The sequence below is a fragment of the Silvibacterium acidisoli genome (assembly GCA_022870745.1).
GTDB lineage: Bacteria > Acidobacteriota > Terriglobia > Terriglobales > Acidobacteriaceae > Silvibacterium.
In genome coordinates this window covers 3,411,558-3,432,913 of record CP085323.1, presented here as the reverse complement: position 1 = coordinate 3,432,913, position 21,356 = coordinate 3,411,558, and the positions used below count along the sequence as shown (strand labels likewise).

Genomic DNA, 21,356 nt, shown 5'->3' with positions numbered 1-21,356 from the left:
GGAAGTAAACTCACCTGGTCAGTCATCCGTGCAAGGTAGAGTCGCCGGGCTGCACGACAATGCGCTCGCCGGCGCTGGTTGGAAACTCGAGGAGCGAGCCTTGCAAGATCTCACTCTGCTGCCCGTTGCGCACCAGCCGCACAGCCGCTTCGGAATACGGATTTCGCAGGCGGCAATGGGAGCCCGCGCGGGATTCGATCGTGAGAGAGCTCACCTTGCCCGCCCGCACCGCCGCGCTCACTACGAAGCCTCCCCTCGCATACAGCGTGTACTGCGCCTCCCAGCCTCTAGGCCACGCCGGAAAGAGATGCAGGATCGGTTCTCCTCCAGGCTCCGGCGGACAGCTTTGCAGCAATGCCTGCTGCAAAGCTGCCGCGGCGCGCCCCAGATGTTGCGCAGAGATTCCCTGCGGGCCTTCGCCGTAGGTCATGCGGTTGGCCATTGCGCCACCTTTTCTGTAACTTTGGGAGCGCGGATTGGGAAGCGCCTGCATCTGCTGGGGAAGGAGCGTTGCAACTGCATCCGCCTTGCCAAACGATGCTGCTGCCTCGGGTAGTACGGACAGTCCGCCCACCGGAGCCTTAGACTCCGACACGGAATGCAGCAGGAGATCGATGGTGGCTTCACCCACCGCAAACCGCTTACGGTCCGCGGTTTCGATCCTGCACAGATCGAAGTAGCAGATCGAGAGCGAATTCATGTCGGGCAGCCAGCCGTTTGGCGTGCGATCGGCCTTCACCGCAGGCTTGAGAGCATTTACGAAGATTCGAGAACCGCTGTAACTCGCCGGATGAATCGCGTCGGGATCGTCGCTCACCGGCATCGAAGGCAGATGCTCGAAGAACTCCTGCCAGACAGGGCGCATCTCGGTGTCGAGATTCAGAATCGACGCAGCACGCAGCAGGGCGGGCGTAATCGCGCGCATCGCGCTGGTCTCTTCCATCGTGTCGCGCGCGCCAAAGACCGGCTCTCCGCTGTTGACCCAGTGAATGTGATACCTGCCGTCGTCGCCTTTTTTGAGATTGGGAAAGTTGCGATAGAACTCGACTGCACCACGCAGCATGGGATAGGCGCGCTCGCGCAGCCACGTTTGATCCTGCGTGTACTCGTATCGCAGCCAGTACGCGTACGCAACCTTGGCGCTGATATTGAACATGTGGCTCGTAGGACCGAACGGGCCCGATCCGCGTTCAGAGAACGCATACCGGCCGTGCTCGTAATGGCCGCTGGCGATCCAGTTCCAACGGCTGGAATAAAGATGCTTGGTCTGCGCGTAGTTCATGAATGCAGCCGACCGCTGGTCCCACGGCTTTCTCATCAGATAGAGCTCGCGCATCTCCGCGGCGATATCATCCGGCAGGTGCTCGATGCCGTCGAAGTAAACCGTCTCCGGGATATACATGCCCTGAGAGCCCCATTGCTGGTGCGCAGCATCCACGCATGTGTCCTGCATCGCGGAGTACATATCAAACATCGGATCCATCAGCTCGAAGCGCCCCGAAGCCGGCAGAGCGCCGTAATAGCAACTCGTGTTCGTATACCAGTGCTGCGCTCCCCAGCTGCGCAGGTCCGCGCCGGTGCTCCATAGCATGGAGTTGAACTTGGGCGGATACTTTCCCCTGGAGGTCGCGGCCATGAGGTAGAGATAGTAGTGATAGTTCTGTTGCACGAAGTCCGCGACGCCATCGTTGCTGTGAAGTTCGAGATGCCCCCTGGACCAGAACTGGTGCCACCATGCGAGCGATTCGGCTTCGAGCTTCGTGCTGCCTTGCGTAGCGACTTCATTCAGAATGTCGAGCGCCAGCGGTGCGATCTCCTGCTCTGGATGCATCGTCGCCGCCGATGAGACCACGAAGGTTGTGCTCTGCGCCTCGGCAGCATCGAGCGATATCTCGAGGTCGTTAAAAATACGCGGCTTCATCGCCTTGCCGAGCACGGTCACGCCGACAGCAGACCTGGCGCAGAAGTTGTCCTCTCGAAACTCCTGTGTGAGGAGGATCGATCTGTCGTCTGCCTGCAGGCGGGAAGTTGCAGCGTGGCTGAGATGAGGAACCCTGACGGCATGCTGCTCCGTCAGCGATTCTGTCTGCACGCCCGCGTACTTGCGCTCGTACCGCAGCATGCGCAACACAGCGGAGATCGGCCCGGCCAGCGGTGCGTGGCGATCGATCGTGATCGCAATCGCGTCCAGCGACATCAACGGAACAATGCGAATCGACACGCCGTTGCCTTGCAGCGTGAGCACACCATCGTAAATCGAAAGGCGCTGCGGGAAGCCCGATGCCGGGAATACCTCTTCGCCGAAGACAATATCCAGAAACGCACAGCCGCCGCAGTAATCGTTATGCGCCTCAAAGAAGCTATTCGACTCGCTGTTGCTCGCGTACAGGTCCACGCGATTGATCTGGAAGCAGAGACGATCCGGAGCGGTCCACACCAGACTGCCCATGCGTCCGTTGCCGATGGGAATGCCCTCTTCGCTGCGCGGTGCCGGTGCGGAATAGATCAGGTCCGACGCCGAGATCGCCTTACGTATCGCTTCATCGGAATATGCACTTGTGCGTGCGGACTTGTCTTCGAAAGCAGACGTGTCCCCGCCAGCCGCACGCAGCCGGGCCGTCGCGGCGATGGAACTCACAGCTACTCCCGCGGTTTTCAAAAATGTACGGCGCGATGAATCTTTCATTTCCTGCCCTTGCTTTCTATGCCGGTGAAACCTGCTGCTTAAGACCAGCACGAATGCTCTGCGAGCATGCAGCCCGCAGAGCATCGATATGCGAAGCTCAGAACTTGAACTTGAGAGCCAACTGGAGTGAGCGTGGGCCGCCCTGCTGGTACTCCGACGACAGACCACCCAGGCTCTCAGAAAGTGTTTTCGTTGGCTGGCCCATGATCGAGCTGTTGCAGGTTGCACCCGCAACGGTGACACCGCAAGTGGTGCTCACGATTCCAAAGTTGGGGTGATTGGTAATGTTGAACGCCTCCGCGCGAAACTGTAAGTGGTACCGCTCGTAGAGCGGAAACTCGCGCTGGATGGCAACGTTGGCCTGGGCTTCTCCGAAGCCGCGGAGGAAATTTCGCGGTGCGTTCCCCACCCCGTCGGCTCCCGTGGTGACGCTGAATATGGTTGGGTCTATCTGCCTTCCGCCGGGGATCCCGGGCTTATGAACATATGGATATTTGCCGTTGTAGTTCAACTCCCCATAGATCGTTTCGCCGCTCGCAGGATCCGTGATTGCCGGACCCACCTGCTCATAAGGAAATGCAGTGCGAGCCACAATCCAAAGATCTGTGTTCCAGCCTCCCAGCAAGGCACGCTTCAGTGGGCTGGAGTAGTTCGCGGGCAGGTTGTAAACTGCCGCCGCTGTCAGGTTGCTCCGGACGTCGAAGTCCGAGTTCCCTCGTTGAAACGGCACGTCTACGTTGTAGTCTTCTGTGCTTGCCGCATCGATGGAATGCGACCAGGTGTAGGACGCCAACACCTGCGTCCCCCTCGACATCTGCCGCTGATACTTCACCTGGAGGGAGTTATAGTTCGATCCGGGACCATTGACGTATAACTCCGCCGAACCAAATTCCGGATTGATCTTGCCGAACGAGAACCTCTGAATACGCATGAGGTTGCGGCCTTCCGATCCCACATAACCCATCGTTAAGGTCTGCTTGTTCCCAAGCGCCTGCTCCAGGCTCACGTTCCATTGAACCGAGGAGGGAGGCACTGCATTGTTCGCCGGGTAGAAATAGAGAGGGTTGCCGGATGGAGCTAATTGGCCAGTAATGGGAGCGAGGATCGTGCTGGCGCCGAGAGGAAAGGCGGTCGCCCCTGTACTTGTGGCGCTGGTGCCGAGTGCCTCACCGTTACCGTAAAAACCATTCATCGAAATGAGGTCGTAGAACAAGCCGGCTCCGCCGCGCAGCACGAGTTCATGCGCTGGATCACTGCGAAGGGTATACGCTATGCCGAAGCGGGGAGCGAAGTCGGTGTACGTTGTCTTGTACAGGGCGCCACCGGTCTTCGACGATAGAGCGAGAGTGGAAGGATCGTCGATGTTTCCCGAATACGTGTAAGCCTGCGCTCCGGTCGCCGTTGGCGGCGGATTCAAGTCCCAGCGCAAACCGAGGGACAAGCTTAAGCGCGGAAGGATGTGCCACTCATCCTGGGCGAAAAGGCCGAGGTTCTTGTAAGTGGGATTGACGCGAAGCTCATTTTCCGCCGTGTAGTTCGCAGTATTCGCCAGGACGCTGGCAGCCGAGGTATAGCCGTAGGCCACGTATGGACTACGAGCAGTATCGCCATCGTTGTAATAGGCGGTGGTCTGGCGGTAATCCACACCGAACTTGAAGGTGTGCCTGCCGTGAGCCCAGATCAGCGCGTCAGTGCCGTTCGGCTGGAATTGCTGCGAGCCGATGTGATCCTCGTAGAGGCTCATCGTGTTCGGCAGTGAGATATGAACCACGCTCTCACCTATCTGCGGAGGAAGGCCTTCCAGTGCCTGGATGTCGATGCGATCGGTCGCACCTCCAATCTGCGTCGGCACAGCTTCGGTCACATACAGCGAGCGGTTGTACTGAAGTCTAAGCTCGTTCGAGATGTGATCGGCAAAGATGTTATCCGCTCCAACCAGATAGGTCCGATTGCGCCCGGTGAGCGTGGTAATCGACGGACCGCCAGCGCTCAGCGACGTGGTATTGCTGGTGGTGTCGGCGTAACGAGCGAAGACGCGCATCGTCGGCAGCAACTGATAATCGACGCGGACATTGGACGAGTCGAGTGCGGCATTGGACCACGGACTCGACAGGTAGGGCGAACCTCCCAGGCCGTAGTCGATGCACTGGGGGTCCTGTGCAGTGGAGCAATTTGGAAGAGGAAAGGCGTTGAGAACGGGCCGCAAAACGGCCGGTGCATTAGCGCGGAGATTCTTCCATAGCGGGTTGGCATAAGTTGCCGTATTAAAAGTGCCATTCGACGGAACGTCATAAACGACCGCGGCTTGAGGCAAGTCCAGGCGAAGCCCTTCAAAGGCAAAGAAGAAAAAGGCGCGACCTTTGCCATCGTAAAGATGCGGGATGGAAAGCGGACCACCAAGGGTGGTGCCAAAATCGTTCTGACGCTCTGCCGGCGTGGGGATGGGAGTGCTGCTGTATGTATTGAACCAGTTATTGGCATCGAGAGCCGAATTACGGAAATAGTCGTATGCGGTGCCGTGATACTCGTTCGTTCCCGAGCGCGAGCGCAGCGTTACCTGTGCGCCTGGCTGTCGTCCGTACTCAGCTGAATACGTCGAAGTGGAGATGCGGAATTCTTCCATCGCATCCACCTGCAACATCGCCTGGGTCGTCCCCAGCACGGTTGAGCTATTCAGCATTCCGGCAGATCCGGCTGCGCTCTGAATGCCCGCCTGGTTGCTGGCACTGGTGCCGTCGACAGTGAAGTTATTGGCGTCGTTACGCATGCCGTTGACGCTGAACTCGCCCTGGTCGTTTCCTCCAGCACCGACCTGTGGAGTATTCGTGGTCGTTCCTGGCGAAAGCAGGATGAGGGTCTGAAAGCTGCGGCCGTTCATCGGAATGTTGTCGACGAACTGGCGATCAATAACTGTTCCAACGGATCCATCGGTCGTGTTGACATTGTTGATCGCGCCGTTCACAGTCACCGTCTCCGCAGTAGAGCCGATCGCCATCTCAAAGTTGATCTGCAACACGTCCTGCGTATGGAGGAACAAGCCTTCCTTGAGCAGAGTACGGAAACCTACCTTCTCGATCTGCAAACGGTAGGGACCTACGGGAAGCGCAGAGATGCTGTAGCTTCCATCCCGGTTCGTTATTGTTTCAAAGTGCTGGTTGGTATCTGTATCAATGGCGAGCACATGGACACCGGGGATAAAAGCCTTCGACGTGTCCTGGATGAATCCCGTAAGACTGGCGTTATCTGCCTGGGCGAACAGCCTCGCCGTAAAAAATAGGCATAAAAATACGAGGGCGGATGCTTTCCTGCTCATGAAGCGAATATCTCCTGAAGGTTCCTGCTCAGCGGGATTCTGCCGCATGTACGGACTCGTTTGTTTTGCTGTACCGCTCCAAGCAGAAAAGTCATCAACGCTTAACAATTCAAATGCAACCACGGCTCGGAGCGTCACCGCTGAAGGCGTAGCGAGACGTCGCATCTGCTCTCTGGCGCAGGCGGATGAAGATCACCCTCCACGATTGGTACAGCTATGCAGACACGGCCGTACTTGCGTGAGGAGTTCACCGATGCAGACACATCTCTTACTTCCATGCAGGCCTCGCTACCGCGCGCTTTTCCTGTGTGCGCTGCTGCTTCCTGCCACTACGCCATATGCTGGAGCGCAAAGCGCTGAGCCATCCGGGGTGACAACCATCCGCACGGAGGCTCAGCTGGTTACTGTTGACGTTAGCGTGCATGACCGGGATGGACGGCCTGTACACAATCTGACCCGCAACGACTTTTTGGTTACTGAAAATAACCAGCAGCAGACTATTCGCAACTTCGAAGAAAGTACTTTCCAGAATCTCGCCAGCTCTCGACCGAAGCTTCCACCCATGCCACCGGGAACCTTCTCCGATTACACGCCCGTTGCGCCAAGCGGACCGCTGAACGTCCTTCTGCTCGACTCGCTCAATACGTCAATGGCAGATCAAAGTTATGTGCGCTATGAACTGCAACAGTATGTGAAGAAGGCCAAGCCTGGCACCGCGGTCGCCATATTCGGTCTTTCGCAGCGGCTCTACATGCTGCAAGGCTTCAACTCCGACCCTGAAGTGCTGAAGGATGCAGTGGAGCACCATCTGAAGCTGCGTGCTTCAAGCCTGCTCGATGATGCCTTGGGCTCGGGCAGCAATCCGGATGAGCCCTCCGACATGGCAGCCCAGGCGCTGTCGAACATCCAGGAAACCTCCGGTCTCCCCATCGCCTCCGTGATCTCCAACATGCAGCAGTTCGAGTCCGACGAAAAGGCGGAGTCCATACAAATGCGCTCGCAGTACACACTGGACGCCTTCAATGCACTCGCGCATTATCTGTCTAACTTTCCGGGACGAAAGAACCTCATCTGGTTTTCGGGCTCATTCCCGCTCAACATTCTTCTCGATCCGACATTGAAGAGCGGAGCGATCGGCCTGGATAACGATAAGAGTGAATTCCAGGAGACGAGCAGCCTGCTCTCGAAGGCACAGGTAGCCGTTTATCCCATGGATGCACGCGGGCTTTCCGCGACGCCAACCTTCTCTGCGGCAAATAGAAAAGGCGACCCGCAAGGTGAGCGCACCGGGAATGCCCTGATGGCCCAGGCCAGCGAGCATGCGACCATGAGCCAGCTCGCGGACGACACAGGCGGCAAACCGTTCTACGATACCAACGATCTTGCAACTTCAGTCCAGGAGGCGATCGACAGCGGTTCGAACTACTACACGCTGACCTATGCTCCCTCCAACCACAGAGGCGGTTTTCGGACGATCCGAGTGGAGCTTTCCGGAAAGCTTGCGGCGGCGGGCTACTCGCTCGAATACCGTCACGGCTACTTCGTGGACAATCGCACCGGCGGGTCGAGCCAGCCTCAGGGCACCGCGCACATGCTTGACGAAGACGCCCCGGTGAGCGAAGACGCGCGCTATGTACGTCTCGCCATGGCCCACGGTGCCCCTGCGCCCCAGGACGTACTCTTCAAAGTTCGCGTGATCCCTGCGAGCTCACAACCTGAAGAGACACTCGCGGCGAACAATGTGCAGCCTGCCGATCATCCGCTCCATCCGCCGTTTCGCCGCTTTGTTGTCGATATCGTCGCGGTACCCGGCGACTTCCAGCTTGCGCTGAGTAACGACGGTCATCGCACCGGCTCGCTTGAATTCAGCGTTCTACTCTATAACAATGATGGCAAGCTTCTGAACACAACTGGGAAGTTAGTCTCTCTCGATCTAACCCCTGATCGCTATCGGCAGTTCATGACCGGCGTGAACGGACACTTCGAGATCAGTCTCCCGGCAAAGGACAACGACTTATTTCTTCGCATCGGGGTTCATGACATTCCGTCGAACAAAATGGGAGTGGTCGAGGTCCCGGTTTCATCTGTAGCCAAGCTGGCTCCGGCCAGCCATTAGTGTTTTGCAACGCAACCTGCTTGTGAACAAAAAGAAGGGTTGGCGAGTGCACGCTTGCCAACCCTTTGCTAGGCAACATTGTTTTATCGACGAAGCCCTGCCACGCCGAATGCTTGATTGACCGCCCTTTGTTGCGGCGCCGATCCTATCTGAGACCCTTCTGTTTCAAATATTCCATCAACTCGCGTGGCCTGTCTGTCTGAATCACCCTCGCGCCATGCTCGATGAGCCAACCCCAGGTCTGCTGCTCGGAACCCTGATCCACAGCACGGTCATCATCGTGTCCCGCGTTCTGGTCAGGCCACAGGCTATTTATCCAAATGGGAGATTGTTTCCCATAGTCTGCGATGTGCCGCACCGGCTCACTTTGCTCATCGGCGAAAATACATTGAATGATCGTCCGCTTGTGCGCACTGTAGCTCCGGATGATGTTGTCTGCATCCGGGCGCGCCATGTTCACGATGGCCATCAAGGTCAGATCGTCGGAGATGTCCGGCACGCGCTTCATCAGCGCGTCATAGGGAGTGTTCGGGAAAACGTTAAGAATGACCTGTCCTGATGCGCCGTGCGCGCGCACCTCTTTCACCACCTCGGGCAGATTATTCCATCCCTGATCCACGTCGAGAATTTGCCCTTTCTCACGCGCCGCGTCGAGCTCTTCGGCAAAGGTGGGTACGGTATACGCAGTCGGATGCCCGGTACCTGCGCGCAGGTGGAGGCTGCTCACCTCGGCAGTGGTATGGGCCGACACCGGGCCTGAACCAGTGGTAGTGCGGTCCAGGCTCAGATCGTGCATCACGATCAACTGACCATCGCTTGTCAGCTTCACATCCATCTCTACGATGTCGACGCCCAGCCATGCGGCCCACCTGAGGCTCGGTAAAGAATTCTCCGGCGCATCGCGCCAATCCCCACGATGCGCGGCGACAAAGATCTTCCTGTTATCGGCTTTAAAGATCGCGTTCAGCCGCTCCGCCGGATCCTGTTGAGCCTCCATCCTGGGATGAAGGCTCATCAGAATTCCGGTGGCTAACATGAGGCATTGCATTGCAGCTCTGGTTTTACGACCGCAGGAAACTCCTGCTCTTGCCGGCGCGGCTATTGTTCCGCTATTTGGCTCTCGCGACTGCGTCATCTCTTACTCATCCTTTTGGCGGCTGATCGCTGAGGTCTTACTTCGAGAAGATGCTGAGATCGATGGCGTGAGCCATTGCGTCGTAGCCAGCATCGGAAGGATGCACGTGATCTCCGCTGTCATAGCGGCTCTGCATGCTTTGCGGCGCATTTGGATCGGCGACAGCGTGGTTGAAATCGACCACGGCGTCGAACACACCGGAATGGCGTACCCAATCGTTGTACTGGTTCAGTACCTCCTGGGCTCTCTGCCAGCCTGGTCTTGCCAATCCGTTTACGGGACCGAAGGGCAGCAGCGTAGCGCCGATAACCTGGACTCCGTGCTCGTGCGCGCGCTGTACGAGCTGGGTGGTGGCGAAGGTCAGCTCGTCGACTGTCAACCGGCTCTCAGGCGAATCCGGCCTCATGATCTGCCCGATATCGTTGATGCCTTCGAGGTAGATCACATAGCGCACGCCTGGCTGAGCAAGCACATCGCGGTCAAAGCGCTGGAGCGCGCTTGGGCCGTGGCCCTCGTAGAGCACCCGTCCTCCGGAGATCCCTTCATTGAGAACGGCCAGACCCGCGGTCTTGTGATCCGCAGCCAGAAGGGCGGCAAGGTCGTCAGGATAGCGGCGGTTGGCGTCAACCGTAGAATGCGCGCCATCGGTGATGGAGTCGCCAAGCGTCACGATTGCGGCGGCATGCTTGTCGAGTGGCTGCACCTCTACTCCCTGCAGAAAGCACCACGACGTCTGGCTGCGAGCATCGTGCAGACTCGGTTCAGCAGACTGGTTTCCAGGCGCAATGTAGTTGGTCGAAATCGCCGTCTGATGGCAGGTCGGCGTGTCTACGGCCTGTTGAGGGAGATAGAAGCTGACCACCAGGTTGCTGGCCTCTGCTACCGGCATGGGCAGTGGGTCGCTGACGATGTAAGCGCCTGCAGGAATCACAATGTCGTTGCGCTGGTTAAAGGTCAACGGATGATCAGAGCCGGGCTGAATTGCTCCTCCAGCACTGGAAAGCGCGATGTGAGCATTTGAGATTGTGAGTGGAGCCGTCCCAAACGCATTCGTCAGCGTCACGCGAAGTGCTTCGCCTGCAAGGCTCAGATGAACTACCTGGCGAAAGGTCGAATCGCCTACCGGATCTTTCATCTTCATCGGCATGGGGGCAGCGCCCCAGCTTCCGACCCAGGCAAACTTCGGACGGTCTGCAGCAAGAGAAGTGTGGAGTGTAGAAAAGACAAGAGCTGCAATAAGAACGATCCGTGTTTTCATGTTTGCTTCACATCACCTATGGCGTAGTCAGAGCTCGCGTAATCGCGGATGGCTCATTCACTCATTACGGGAAATGCGCGCGCGTTGTACCATGTGGTCCGATAATCTCGCCGTCTTCTCACATGCTGGCTTTCTTTTGCCCCAGCCGCAGACACGGCCATTGGCCCATACGAGCGCCAGAACAGCTTTGTACCAATCGCAGACTGAAAATTAATGTGTGAAATCCTGCGGCTGGAATTCACATTCGCAGTGTATTTTCAGAGAGGCGGCGCATCACGGGCCGCACTTCCAGCGAGACGAACAGTGTCCTCAAGCAGCCCTCCAGAGCGCGTCCTACCGGTGTCTCTTCTCTGGTTCAGAGAAAAGCATAAGACAGCTGCGTCGCAAATCGCCGATGGCCCGAAGCCCCCGACGGACGAATCCCTCATGCTGTTGCTGAAGGACAAGAATCAGGGAGCACTCACAGAGCTTTTCCGAAGATATTCACGTTTAATATTCGGCGTTGGATTCCGGATACTGCAGGACGCCGGCGAAGCTGAAGAGATCGTCCAGGATGTATTTCTATATCTCTTTCAAAAGGCATTCCAGTTCGATGAACGGAAGGGCACCGCGAAGGCGTGGATTCTTCAGGTGGCTTACTCCCGGTCTATCGACCGCAGAAACTTTCTGCAACGCCGGCACTTCTACGGTGGTACAGATGTGGCGGATTTCGCGGATATATTGGCAGGCACCAGCGATGTCGAGAGGCATGTCCTGTCGAAATGGAACCTGGTGAAATTACAGAATGCCCTGCGCGACTTACCGGAGAGACAGCGACGCACACTGGAGATGTTTTTCTTTGAGGGATTGGAGCTAAGGGATATCGCCGGGCAGCTCGGCGAATCCTTCGAGAATGTTCGGCACTATTATTATCGTGGCCTTCAAAAATTGCGAAAAAACGACCTGGTGCAGGCCCTGTAAGCGGAGAGCGAAATGAGCAGCGTTGCCCCCCAGTTCGAACACGATCGGTACGAGGAGCTCTGTGCATTGTCCACAGCCGGAGTTCTTACGCACGCCGAATCCGAGGCACTCCGCGCGCATCTCGACACCTGCGCTGCATGTAACCGCACGCTTACCCAGTTCCAGAGCCTGGCTCATGAAGCGATGCCACTATTGGCGGACGCACGCACGCAGAACAGTGACGCGGCCAGCCTTCATGAAGCGGACGCCCTGGAGCGTCTTCTTGCACGGGTGCAACCGATTGTCGGCGCAGAAAAAGGTGCAGCGTCGCCATCTTTAGCTCGTATCGCTGCCTGGCGCGGACCGGTAGCTGCGGCTCTTGTCGCCGGCATCGCGTTGGCCTCATATCACGTGGGCAGACGGCAGCGAATCGATGCTGCTGCACCGCCGTCTGCCGGCATAGTAGTCGACGCAAAGGAGAAACTCTCCCACGAAAGTCTGGAAACCGCTCTGGCCACAGCCAGAGACCGGGATGCAGCTTTGGAAGCAGTCGTTGCCGAAAAGAGCGCGGAGCTGAAGCATTTAGCCGCCGATGAGCTGAAGGTAGAGCAGCACGACCAAAAGACACAGGAACAGCTAGCCGAAGCGAATACCTCGTACACGGCGTCGAACCTGAACATGAACGAGAAACTTGCGGCATTGACGACCGAACGAGACTCCTCGAATGCGCGCCGCAACGAAATAGAACAGCTTTATCACGACGCTCAGATTGAACTTGCCTCGCTGCATTCACAGCGACAGCAGAACCTTATGCGCATCGCCTCGCTGGAAGGCCAGGTGGGCAGCCTGAATGTGGCCATGAACAGTCAGTCGTCACGCCTGGACAATGATGAACAATACCTGGCATCCGACAAGGACATTCGGGATCTGATCGGAGCACGAAACCTCTACATCGCGGACATCATGGACGTAGATGAAAACGGCTCCTCCCGGAGGCCGTTCGGCCGCGTCTTCTACACCAAAACAAAGAGCCTGGTTTTTTACGCCTATGATCTCGATCAGCAGCCCGGAGTGAAACAGGCCAGTGTCTTTCGCGTGTGGGGACGCACCGGTCCCAATGATCGGAAGCCGCTGAATCTTGGCGTCCTGTACATGGACAGCGAAACCAACCGGCGCTGGACCCTGCGAGTGAACAACCCGGAGCAGCTCGCCCAGCTCGAGTCGGTCTTCGTCACCATCGAGCCCAGGCAACTGTCAGACCGCCCAACCGGCAAGCCATTCCTGTTTGCATCGCTTCGTCGTGAACCGAACCACCCATAGCCTGAGGTCGACGTCTATTCAAAGGGTCTTACAAAACAGGTCCGGTGAGCTCTCGCCTGCCGGCCTATTCGCCTCCGATCGCCGCTAGGGCCGCAGTACTTGGCACCAGCATGCTGGCTCCTTTGATCGAGACCAGCCTTTGTTGCCGGAAGCCTCCCAGCGTGCGAGTCACCGTCTCCCTTGAGAGGCCGACCCATTCCGCAATCTGGTCATGTGTGAGCGGTACACTGATCCGCGTTCCCTCGTCGGTCTTTCTGCCTTCAGAAGCCCAGCTCAATATCAACCGTGCAATCTTCTCACGTGGGCAACTCGAGAGAGCCACAGTGCGTATCTGCTCGCATGTTGCCTGATATTGTTTGATCATCTGGTTAATCACCGCGCTGTTCACGGCTGGATGCATTTCAATGAACTTCAGGAATGCATCTTTCTTGAAGAAGGCCAGCTGCGACAATTCCATGGTCTCCGCATTCGTCTCGTGAGAGCCTCCAGACAGTACAGCGCTCAAGCCAAGCATCTCCCCGGGACGCGCCACTCTCAGGACCATGGTTTTCCCCGCAGGCGAGCTTATGGTGAGCCGCACCTTGCCCAGGCAAAGAATGTAGACACCGCTCGCGGGGTCGCTCTCGCGGAACAAGGTGCTCCCTGGGGGAATGGTTGCCGGAAAGCTCATCGATCCCAGCTCAGCACGATCTTTGGGACCGAGATGGCAGAAGAGACCTTCCGGCTTGTTAGCACAGGTTTCGCAACTTAGTTGGTTCGATCTATGGGAGCGTTGCATGGTTCGATCTCCTTCACGTTCCGTACTGCTACGCTGCCGGTAATTCGATCAGAGAAATCCCGGGTTAAAGGCGTGTCGGCGATCACTTCGTTCGGATGCCAACGCCTGCCTTTCCTTAGCGCCTCGATACCGTCACCATCGATAAAAGTCATATCGCGAATATCGAGACGCACGTTCTTCGCCTCGATCAACGGAGTGGTCTGCTCCCAAACCTCACTAAACTCATCTATCCAGGGTCCGATCAGTTTCCCCTCAATCTTCAGGGTGATCGAACTGTCATCTTCGTAAATTGTGATCTTCAACATGTTCAGCCACTCTGCCATTCATAAAAGCAATTGGGGTTCCATGCAGTAAAGAGCGCCGAACGTATGCAAACGTGGCATAAGCACGACTTACACTTTGTGCGTCCGCAGGATGGAGGGCTCGGCGAGACGATCTTCCGCCTTCTGACGAAATATCGTCTCGTCACCCCAGCGATGGCACGCGGTGATCGCGATTACAACGATGGGTGGCCGGGAAGACCACAACCGGCAACTCTTCCGCCGGGCGTGTCCTTAAACGTGTGAAACGAAGGCCGTGGTTTCTTCAGATATGCTTCACGCGAAGACTGGCCAACGACAATCTGCGGCGTGCGATAAAGGCTCTCGACAGCCTTTCACATATATTCGTCATGCCGTATCTTCAGTTTCTTTATCTTCGAATTTAAGGTTGTTCGGTTTACGCGCAGCTTCTCTGCAGCTCCACCTGTGCCACCGATTCTTCCGCCAGCTTCGCGCAGGGCTTTCACGATGTGTGCTCGCTCGTTATTCTCGAGGCTCGCGTCGAAGTCAGAGAGCGTCTCGTCATACGTTTCGAGTTCAGCCAGTGGAACCCTAAGCGTGCTGCCGGAGGTGAGGATCACGGCACGCTGAAGAAAGTTTTCGAGCTCACGAACGTTTCCCGGCCAGGGCCAGCTCACCAGTGCCCGCATCGCATCTTCCGGGATCTCGATGATCGACTTGTTCATCTTTCGCGCATGCTTCGCGACGAAATAGTTGACCAGTAACGCTATGTCTTCCCGACGATCCCGGAGCGCGGGCAGACTGATCGGAAACACATTCAGCCGATAGTAGAGATCATTGCGAAACTCACCTTCTCGAATCATCTTCTTGAGGTCGCGATTTGTCGCGGCAATCAGGCGCACATCAACGGGGATAGCTCTTCTTCCACCCAGACGTTCGATCTCTTTTTCCTGAAGCGCTCGCAGTATTTTTGGTTGAAGTTCGAGAGGAAGGTCCCCGATCTCATCAAGAAACAGGGTTCCCATGTGTGCAAGCTCCAGCCTTCCCACCTTCTGCGCGATAGCTCCGGTAAAAGCCCCTTTCTCATGACCGAAAAGCTCGCTTTCGAGCAAGCCTAGCGGAATGGCGGAGCAGTTGAGCTTTACAAAGGTTCTCTCTCTCCGCTTGCTCAATTGATGAATGGCTCGCGCGATCAACTCTTTGCCCGTGCCGGTCTCCCCCTGGATAAGAACCGTCGCATCCGTCGGTGCAACCGTCTCAACCTGCTTGAGAACCCGTTTGAGTCCAGGATTTTCTCCGATGATCTCCTCAAAGCCATACTCTGTACGCAGCTCTTCTTCGAGGTATCTTTTCTCCTCAGCGAGCTTTGCATTCAAATCCATTTTTTTTTGCAACGCCCGAGCATGATCGATGGCGACGGCAACATGGTTAGACACCTGCAGGACGGGCTGCAGGTCCATACCCTCGAATCCACTTTCTTCTTTCGAGCCGAAAAAGAGCGCGCCCAGTGGCGTTTCCCCAGTAGAGAGGGGAATGCATAGTCCTGACTTCACACGGGCACTGGTAAAGAGAGCCAGGCTATGGTCAGAAATCATCGCATGATCAAGCTTTTCGAATACGAATACCTGCTGGGTTCGATAAGCGTAGCCGATAGGTGTTCCGCTAACCGGGAGCAGCGTCGTTCCGCGAAAAGGCGAATCGGCCCGCATCCTCAACTCCTGGATCTTCAGGAACTCCTTCTCCCCAAAATCAAGCGCGATCCAGGCGACATCATGCGGCACCACGCGCTCCAGACCTGCTCCTATTGCAATGAGCAGGTGGCGAAGATCCGAGCGTGCAACAATCGCATTCGTAATTTCCGTCAGTAGGGAATCTTCAGCGTTCTTGCGCTTTGACAAATCTCTCGTAACCTTCGAGAAGCCCCGCAGTTCTCCCTTATCACCGCGCAGCGCGGTAATAACGACATTCGCCCAGAAGCGTGAACCATTTTTCCGGATACGCCATCCTTCGTCTTCGCATCTTCCCTTGATTCTTGCAACCTCGAGCTCGCGGTCTGGTTTTCTTCTTTCAACCTCTTCGGGAGGATAGAATCGCGAAAAATGTTGCCCCAGTATTTCCGACTGGGTGTAGCCCTTCATGCGCGCGGCGCCGATGTTCCAGGAAGCAACCTTCCCATCCGGATCGAGTATGAACATTGCATAGTCCTGGGCGCTCTCGACAAATATGCGGAAGCGCTCGTCGCTCGAACGGAGTGACTCTTCGATTTGCTTACGATCGGAGATATCTCTCACGACCGCTACGGTGAGTTCACACTCGGGCGTCTTGATAGGGGTGAGTAAAACATCGACGGGGAATTCCGTTCCATCCTTTCGGCACCCAAGCAGGTTCAATCCCAACCCCATGGGTCTCGCCTGCGGAGATTTCTGAAAATGTTCTCGGAGCCTGTCGTGTTTTCTTCGAAATCGCCCGGGAATCAGGGCTTCTATGGAAAGACCAATCATCTCTCCCGGTTTGTAGCCAAACAATACCTCGGCTCCGGGGTTCACTTCTGCAATGGTCCCGCTTGCCGCTACCGTAACGATTCCGTCAGGGATTGCCTGAATGATCGCATCGGCTGCTACCTTCGTGATGCCAAGACTTCCACTCTGAGGTGAAGAGATATCCATCGGACCGTTCCTTGTTGCGCCCGCTGGCGACATTCTAAGCTTCACACCCCGCAGAATCCATCTCCCTTTTAGAAAAGCCGTTTAGGGCACAATCGAGTGTGCTTCCGACGCGCTGTGATTGAAATCACCTCGGTCCGGCGACCGCTGTCGCTATCGTTACTGCGACCGCGAGACTTCAACCCAGGTCCCGTGACAAATTCTTTGCGAGGTTCATGGCTTATGAGTACAAGTACCAGCAGCCCCGTTATTCATCTTGAAACATCTCCGATTCGGATCCAGGTGATCGTTGCAGCCGCGGACCTTTCCGAAGACTCTTCCATGGCGCTCAGGCACGCGGCACGCTATGCACGTCAGTTTCATGCGCATCTGCACGTCGTGCACGCAGTCGCCCCGCAAATGTATGCTGCCGATACCGCGCCGATGACCTACGCGCTTCGGCACATGGAGCTTAAGCTTGGACGGGAACGGCTACACGACTACACCACGAAGATTCCGGAAATTCGCACCACAAAGCACACAGAGACCGTCGTATGCGGCCCACCCGAAACGGTTATCGCCGATTTTGTCACCGAGAAAGCGGCCAACATTGTCGTCCTCGGTTCGCATGGACGCGATGGCATCGCGAAGATGGTCCTAGGCTCTGTCGCAGAGAGAGTCATGCGGCAATCTGCCTGCCCGCTGCTGATCGTGGGACCGAATTGCAAGCGCCGTCTCAGCCCGCTTAGATCGGTTCTTCTTGCGACAGAAGCAGAAACGAGCGATTTAAGAGCCGCGCAATATGCTGCTTCCATCGCAGAGCAGGTTGGAGCTCCTATGAGCCTGGTTCGCGTGCTGCCAGAATCAGACCGGGACGATTCTGCCGCTTCTGCTGCGCAGCATCCCTCCGCCATTGAAGGCCTGCGACAATTGGTCTCCTATGATCCGGAGACGCGCGGCCGCTTCGATTTTCATGTGAAAACCGGCGATGTTCCGGAGCGGATCGCCGAAGTCGCGCACGAGGTTGGGGCCGAACTCATAGTGATCGGAACCCGGAAACACTGGGCACTGGAAGATCACAATCCCTTCAGCATCCATTCAGAACTGATCCGGATCGCGGAATGCCCAGTCCTCGTAGTTCCGTGGCTTGCAGCTCGTTGAGTACCGGGGCAGACCACCGGCACTTGCCCGCGTGCGGATTTATTTTTCGTGCATGGTAAGCACCGGGCAGCGTGCAACCATCAAGGTGCGTGGAACGAGTCCCGGAGAGAGATGGGTCGCGAGTGCGCCGCCCTCATGCGCCCCCATCACGATCAAGTCGGCCCCAACTTCTTCGGCCGCTCTTATGATGTTTTGCGAGTTTTCTTCGGCGGCCGTCTTTATGTCGATCGCTTTCGGGGACCAGCCCGGAAGCAGTTGCTCCAACTCAAGCCAGAACCTGCGCAGGCCGGCCTCCTTGTCGCCGCCGGGAGACCAACCATCCATCGTGAGCAGGTGCACCGTCGCGCCAAGGCCATCGGCAATGCCCTTTGCATAAGAAGCCAGACGTACGCCACTCGGCGAGGGAGAACTCACGCAGAGAATCTTCCGAGGCGCCCAATGACGAGCTGCCTCGGCACGCACATGCGGACCGATCGTCAAAACCGGAGCGTGTACATTTCTTATCGCCATCTCGGCTATCGAACCAACGAAGAGCCTTGCCGCCGACTGCCGTCCGTGAGTCCCCATCACGACGAGGTCCGGCTTACTTCTCTCTATGAATTCAATGATGTCGCACGGTAAGGAACCTTCTTCGTCGATCAATTCCGCAGCGATGCCTTCAGCCTTCATAAGAGCACAGACAGCAGAGAGGTATTGTGTATCCCGGTCGACATCTCGATCGGGAATCCAGCCACCCTGGGGAATGTAGACAGAATGCCGGGTCCTCGTGATGTGGAGTAATTCCAGATGAGAGCCAAAATGCTTCGCAAGCATCCTCGCGAAGGCCAGTGCCTTCTTCGAGGGCTCCGACTGGTCAATCGGCACCGCGATCTTAAGGAAGAGTTTGTTTGGAACAGTATTTACAGACATGTGGGCCTCGAATGAGTTTTTGAGACCTGGAATTAGCGCACCACTTCAGCTTCCACTGTGACTCCGATTCCCGTCTGCTTTGCCCGAATTGACCGTTCGCAGCCTGCAAACTGTCAGGACCGGACAATGAGCGTGCGCTGCGACATGATAGGCCGTGCCTCCACCGAGGTGGCAGGCAATCGATGAAAATTCTGAGCCGCGAGCGCCGACAACGATCATGTCCGCCGGGAAGTCGTTTGCTTTATCGAGAATCACCTTGCCAGGGCTTCCGCACTCGACCGAACACAGCACTTCACACTCTGGAATCGATTTTCTGTAGCGATCCGCACACTGTTGAGCCTTCACCTCCGCGTCGAAGATCGACATCAAACGATCGTCAGGCACCGCATGCAGCACAAGCAGGCTGGCGCGGTACTGATGTGCGATCGAGGCCGCGAAGGGAAAACAAATCTCGGATCGGGGAGAGAGATCGGTGGCATATAAGACCTTGTGAATCGCAGCCTTTGCCGGCTCCGTGCGCGCACAACCGGGTCCAACAATCAGTACCGGAACGGACACTCTGCGAAATATGGACTCTGCCGTCGAACCAAAGATCGCTTTCTCGAAGCCGGATTTGCCGGTGGTACCGACCACAACAATATCCGCGTCGCCCAGCACCTTCATGAGGTCATCCGTACCGCCCACGCTCACCGCAATAGAACACTTCACCCCGGCAAGAAAAGCCGATCTGGCTTGCTCCCTGAGGCGCTTTTCCAGGCTGTCGCGCAAATCATCTAAAGCTTTGTAGACGAGGGAGACATCAGGAGCGGCAAACGCCGCGAAGGTTGGCACGTAAGCATGCGCCAGGCAGATCTGCGCCTCATAGCTTCGAGCCAGGATTGCGGCGTACCGCAGAGCAGTGCCAGCGCACTCGGAAAAGTCGGTCAGTACCGCAATCTTTTGAAATCTGACGAGTTGATTCGAAGAGACACCGGAAACAGCCACCATGGAAGGCCTCCATCAGACCGATGATTGACGCCAATCCTATGCCGTTTTTCTTCGCCTGGAAGTGACCGCCGTCACGGAGCGATCCCACGGGAATCATTGCAGCGCCAGCGTGAACGTTCACCTGTCCAGTATCGTGCCGGGATAAAGCGCAGGAGTGTGTGTTCACGATGCGCTTACTCTCGTCCGGCATGGCCATACATCCGGTGCCGCATAGGGGCATCCCGCCGGTTCCCCGTGCTTCGACGTTGGCCCTGTCATTGAATCGGTCGATCCGGATCTACTTTGTCTGCAATGTTTCGAGATAACGAGAAAGCAGATCAATTCTGCGAGCTGACCCGATATTGTCATTACCGGGAATTGTCTTGAACTCTTTTCCCCACACGGGCATTTCGCTTGTCCCGTGGTCTTCGATGTTCTTGACGCCAGAACGGAGCACCGCTCGAACATACTGGGACGGATACTGTCCCCCGTAGCGCTGCGAAAGAGTCGTCAGGTCTGGCACAATTTGTTTTAGCTCGGGCGTTGCAGGAGCTCCGCCTTTACCGTCCGTCCCATGACAGGCTGCACAGAAGTTAAGGAAAAGCTGTTTGCCTGCCGGTTGATCGTTTGCTTGCAGCGTCTGTTTCCTGCTCTCCGCGTAAGGCGAGCCAAAACCCAGGCCGATTGCAAAAAGTAACGTCGGGAATGTGAAATTCTTCTTGACGTTCATCATCTCAGCATCGCCTCTGCAATGCCGTCCACCACCGGCACAATCTCATCATCGACTCGAATGACATCCCGGCGATGTGATCTGTGTCACTGCCCGGATGTCCTCCCAGTCACAAGCGGGCCGCCCTTTGCAGGTGGCACTTCAGAGGCAACTGAACCCAACTGAAATTTCATTTAGACAATTTCTGAGCGATGACCAACCCTCTCGGAGTGGGGAGAAACACCACAGAGATCAAACCCTCTGCCTGCATCTTCTTTGCGGCATCGCGAACCACGGGTTTATGCGAGCTCGCATCGTGCATCAGGATAATTCCGTGTGGGTTCATCTGAGGCAAGAAATGCCTGACCTCTTCTTCGCGGACAGAGGGATCGCTGTCGCTGAACAGGATGTCGATTGGGCCATCGACAACCATTTCCAGACTAGATACGTTTTTTAGACTTATCCAGCCAGCGACATCTGAAGCCTGAACATTACGCTTTGCCTCTTCGAAGACAACCGGATCCAGTTCACAGCTGACGATCTGGCCATACTGGTTGTCTCTCAGGCCTTCCGCCATCCAGATGGTGCTCTTTCCCAGAAAAGCACCTGTCTCCACGATTTGCTTTGGCTTCAGTGTCGTCACCAGGGTCCGCAAGAACTCCAATACCTCGTATTCCGCGGTCATCGAGTCGTACATATGCCACATTTCGGGGTTAGGGCATTCTGGCGTTGCTCTGTGGTACTCGGTCAACAGGTTTCCCTTGGCCTGAGCAGCCTGCCGCATGATTTTGTGTTCTTGCTTCAGTTTCTTACGAAATAGTCCCATTTGATCCCCTGTTGCATTTAGCGCCGCTCCCGGTCCTCATACAACCCGCAGCGGCAGCCCCAACGATAAATTTACCTGATTCGCCTAAGCGCGCACAGGTCGACGCCTAGCTTGCTTCTGGCGTAGCTGCGGCCCACGCCACGCTTACGAACGCCCGGCTGAACGTGCTCAGCTCCGAACTCAATCTCTATCTCGCAAAGAACGAAATTCAGAGACAACTTGGCGAGATGCCGCGATGATGCGAAGTGCCGCGGCACACCTGCAAATAGATGCAATGGTCTCAGACGTTCTCGAGCAGGAGAAAAATTTGTTTCTTG

General features: G+C 56.5%; 15 protein-coding genes. 4 read left to right on the top strand and 11 right to left on the bottom strand.

Annotated features, from left to right (window positions below; translation table 11 throughout):
- Positions 1-22: 22 nt before the first annotated feature.
- Positions 23-2,638 (bottom strand): glycosyl hydrolase family 95 catalytic domain-containing protein, encoded by a 2,616-nt coding sequence (locus LJD29_RS14365; protein ID WP_446742233.1) that lies wholly within the window; start codon positions 2,636-2,638, stop codon positions 23-25.
- 145 nt (positions 2,639-2,783) lie between these two features.
- Positions 2,784-5,999, bottom strand: coding sequence for a TonB-dependent receptor (locus tag LJD29_RS14360; protein WP_446742232.1), 3,216 nt, complete (start codon positions 5,997-5,999; stop codon positions 2,784-2,786).
- A 253-nt stretch (positions 6,000-6,252) separates the two neighbouring features.
- On the opposite strand from LJD29_RS14360, the gene LJD29_RS14355 reads away from it, so the two are divergent.
- The gene (locus tag LJD29_RS14355) at positions 6,253-8,115 is read left to right on the top strand and encodes a VWA domain-containing protein (protein ID WP_446742231.1); all 1,863 of its coding nucleotides are present in this window, start codon (positions 6,253-6,255) and stop codon (positions 8,113-8,115) included.
- Positions 8,116-8,260: 145 nt separating this feature from the next.
- On the opposite strand, the gene LJD29_RS14350 is transcribed toward LJD29_RS14355, so the two are convergent.
- Complete coding sequence (locus LJD29_RS14350) at positions 8,261-9,130, bottom strand: glycerophosphodiester phosphodiesterase family protein (protein ID WP_446742230.1); 870 nt, start codon at positions 9,128-9,130, stop codon at positions 8,261-8,263.
- Positions 9,131-9,287: 157 nt separating this feature from the next.
- On the bottom strand, positions 9,288-10,508 hold the full coding sequence (locus tag LJD29_RS14345; protein ID WP_446742229.1) for an SGNH/GDSL hydrolase family protein: 1,221 nt from the start codon (positions 10,506-10,508) through the stop codon (positions 9,288-9,290).
- Between the two features lie 426 nt (positions 10,509-10,934).
- Between LJD29_RS14345 and LJD29_RS14340 the strand changes: the two genes are divergently transcribed.
- Together LJD29_RS14340 and LJD29_RS14335 are read left to right on the top strand one after the other, a co-directional pair.
- Complete coding sequence (locus tag LJD29_RS14340; RefSeq protein WP_446742228.1) at positions 10,935-11,468, top strand: RNA polymerase sigma factor; 534 nt, start codon at positions 10,935-10,937, stop codon at positions 11,466-11,468.
- A 12-nt stretch (positions 11,469-11,480) separates the two neighbouring features.
- Positions 11,481-12,767, top strand: a complete 1,287-nt coding sequence (locus LJD29_RS14335; RefSeq protein WP_446742227.1) for a hypothetical protein — start codon at positions 11,481-11,483, stop codon at positions 12,765-12,767.
- Positions 12,768-12,831: 64 nt separating this feature from the next.
- Here LJD29_RS14335 and LJD29_RS14330 read toward each other — a convergent pair whose 3' ends face one another.
- The 3 genes from LJD29_RS14330 to LJD29_RS14320 all read right to left on the bottom strand — a co-directional run bounded on the left by LJD29_RS14330 (position 12,832) and on the right by LJD29_RS14320 (position 16,492).
- Positions 12,832-13,545, bottom strand: a complete 714-nt coding sequence (locus LJD29_RS14330; protein WP_446742226.1) for a Crp/Fnr family transcriptional regulator — start codon at positions 13,543-13,545, stop codon at positions 12,832-12,834.
- A complete protein-coding gene (locus LJD29_RS14325) occupies positions 13,515-13,850 on the bottom strand; it encodes a hypothetical protein (RefSeq protein ID WP_446742225.1) in 336 nt (111 codons plus the stop codon). Before LJD29_RS14325 ends, LJD29_RS14330 begins: the two co-directional genes overlap by 31 nt.
- A 350-nt stretch (positions 13,851-14,200) precedes the next feature.
- Positions 14,201-16,492: a sigma 54-interacting transcriptional regulator gene (locus LJD29_RS14320; RefSeq protein WP_446742224.1), complete on the bottom strand. Its 2,292-nt coding sequence runs from the start codon at positions 16,490-16,492 to the stop codon at positions 14,201-14,203.
- A gap of 219 nt (positions 16,493-16,711) precedes the next feature.
- Between LJD29_RS14320 and LJD29_RS14315 the strand changes: the two genes are divergently transcribed.
- A complete protein-coding gene (locus LJD29_RS14315; RefSeq protein WP_446742223.1) occupies positions 16,712-17,629 on the top strand; it encodes a universal stress protein in 918 nt (305 codons plus the stop codon).
- A gap of 39 nt (positions 17,630-17,668) precedes the next feature.
- Here the strand turns inward: LJD29_RS14315 and LJD29_RS14310 are convergent, their stop codons facing one another.
- The 4 genes from LJD29_RS14310 to LJD29_RS14295 all read right to left on the bottom strand — a co-directional run bounded on the left by LJD29_RS14310 (position 17,669) and on the right by LJD29_RS14295 (position 21,039).
- Positions 17,669-18,538 (bottom strand): universal stress protein, encoded by an 870-nt coding sequence (locus LJD29_RS14310; protein WP_446742222.1) that lies wholly within the window; start codon positions 18,536-18,538, stop codon positions 17,669-17,671.
- A 45-nt stretch (positions 18,539-18,583) separates the two neighbouring features.
- A complete protein-coding gene (locus LJD29_RS14305; RefSeq protein ID WP_446742221.1) occupies positions 18,584-19,525 on the bottom strand; it encodes a universal stress protein in 942 nt (313 codons plus the stop codon).
- Positions 19,526-19,802: 277 nt separating this feature from the next.
- On the bottom strand, positions 19,803-20,237 hold the full coding sequence (locus LJD29_RS14300) for a c-type cytochrome (protein WP_446742220.1): 435 nt from the start codon (positions 20,235-20,237) through the stop codon (positions 19,803-19,805).
- 166 nt (positions 20,238-20,403) lie between these two features.
- Positions 20,404-21,039, bottom strand: coding sequence for an O-methyltransferase (locus LJD29_RS14295; protein ID WP_446742219.1), 636 nt, complete (start codon positions 21,037-21,039; stop codon positions 20,404-20,406).
- Positions 21,040-21,356: the final 317 nt, after the last annotated feature.

Excerpts from the sequence above, each read along its gene's own strand:
- LJD29_RS14360 (WP_446742232.1), bottom strand. The coding sequence starts at position 5,999 with ATGAGCAGGAAAGCATCCGCCCTCGTATTTTTATGCCTATTTTTTACG.
- LJD29_RS14355 (WP_446742231.1), top strand. The coding sequence starts at position 6,253 with ATGCAGACACATCTCTTACTTCCATGCAGGCCTCGCTACCGCGCGCTT.
- LJD29_RS14350 (WP_446742230.1), bottom strand. The coding sequence starts at position 9,130 with ATGAGCCTTCATCCCAGGATGGAGGCTCAACAGGATCCGGCGGAGCGG.
- LJD29_RS14345 (WP_446742229.1), bottom strand. The coding sequence starts at position 10,508 with ATGAAAACACGGATCGTTCTTATTGCAGCTCTTGTCTTTTCTACACTC.
- LJD29_RS14340 (WP_446742228.1), top strand. The coding sequence starts at position 10,935 with ATGCTGTTGCTGAAGGACAAGAATCAGGGAGCACTCACAGAGCTTTTC.
- LJD29_RS14335 (WP_446742227.1), top strand. The coding sequence starts at position 11,481 with ATGAGCAGCGTTGCCCCCCAGTTCGAACACGATCGGTACGAGGAGCTC.
- LJD29_RS14330 (WP_446742226.1), bottom strand. The coding sequence starts at position 13,545 with ATGCAACGCTCCCATAGATCGAACCAACTAAGTTGCGAAACCTGTGCT.
- LJD29_RS14325 (WP_446742225.1), bottom strand. The coding sequence starts at position 13,850 with ATGTTGAAGATCACAATTTACGAAGATGACAGTTCGATCACCCTGAAG.
- LJD29_RS14320 (WP_446742224.1), bottom strand. The coding sequence starts at position 16,492 with ATGGATATCTCTTCACCTCAGAGTGGAAGTCTTGGCATCACGAAGGTA.
- LJD29_RS14315 (WP_446742223.1), top strand. The coding sequence starts at position 16,712 with ATGAGTACAAGTACCAGCAGCCCCGTTATTCATCTTGAAACATCTCCG.
- LJD29_RS14310 (WP_446742222.1), bottom strand. The coding sequence starts at position 18,538 with ATGTCTGTAAATACTGTTCCAAACAAACTCTTCCTTAAGATCGCGGTG.
- LJD29_RS14305 (WP_446742221.1), bottom strand. The coding sequence starts at position 19,525 with ATGGTGGCTGTTTCCGGTGTCTCTTCGAATCAACTCGTCAGATTTCAA.
- LJD29_RS14300 (WP_446742220.1), bottom strand. The coding sequence starts at position 20,237 with ATGATGAACGTCAAGAAGAATTTCACATTCCCGACGTTACTTTTTGCA.
- LJD29_RS14295 (WP_446742219.1), bottom strand. The coding sequence starts at position 21,039 with ATGGGACTATTTCGTAAGAAACTGAAGCAAGAACACAAAATCATGCGG.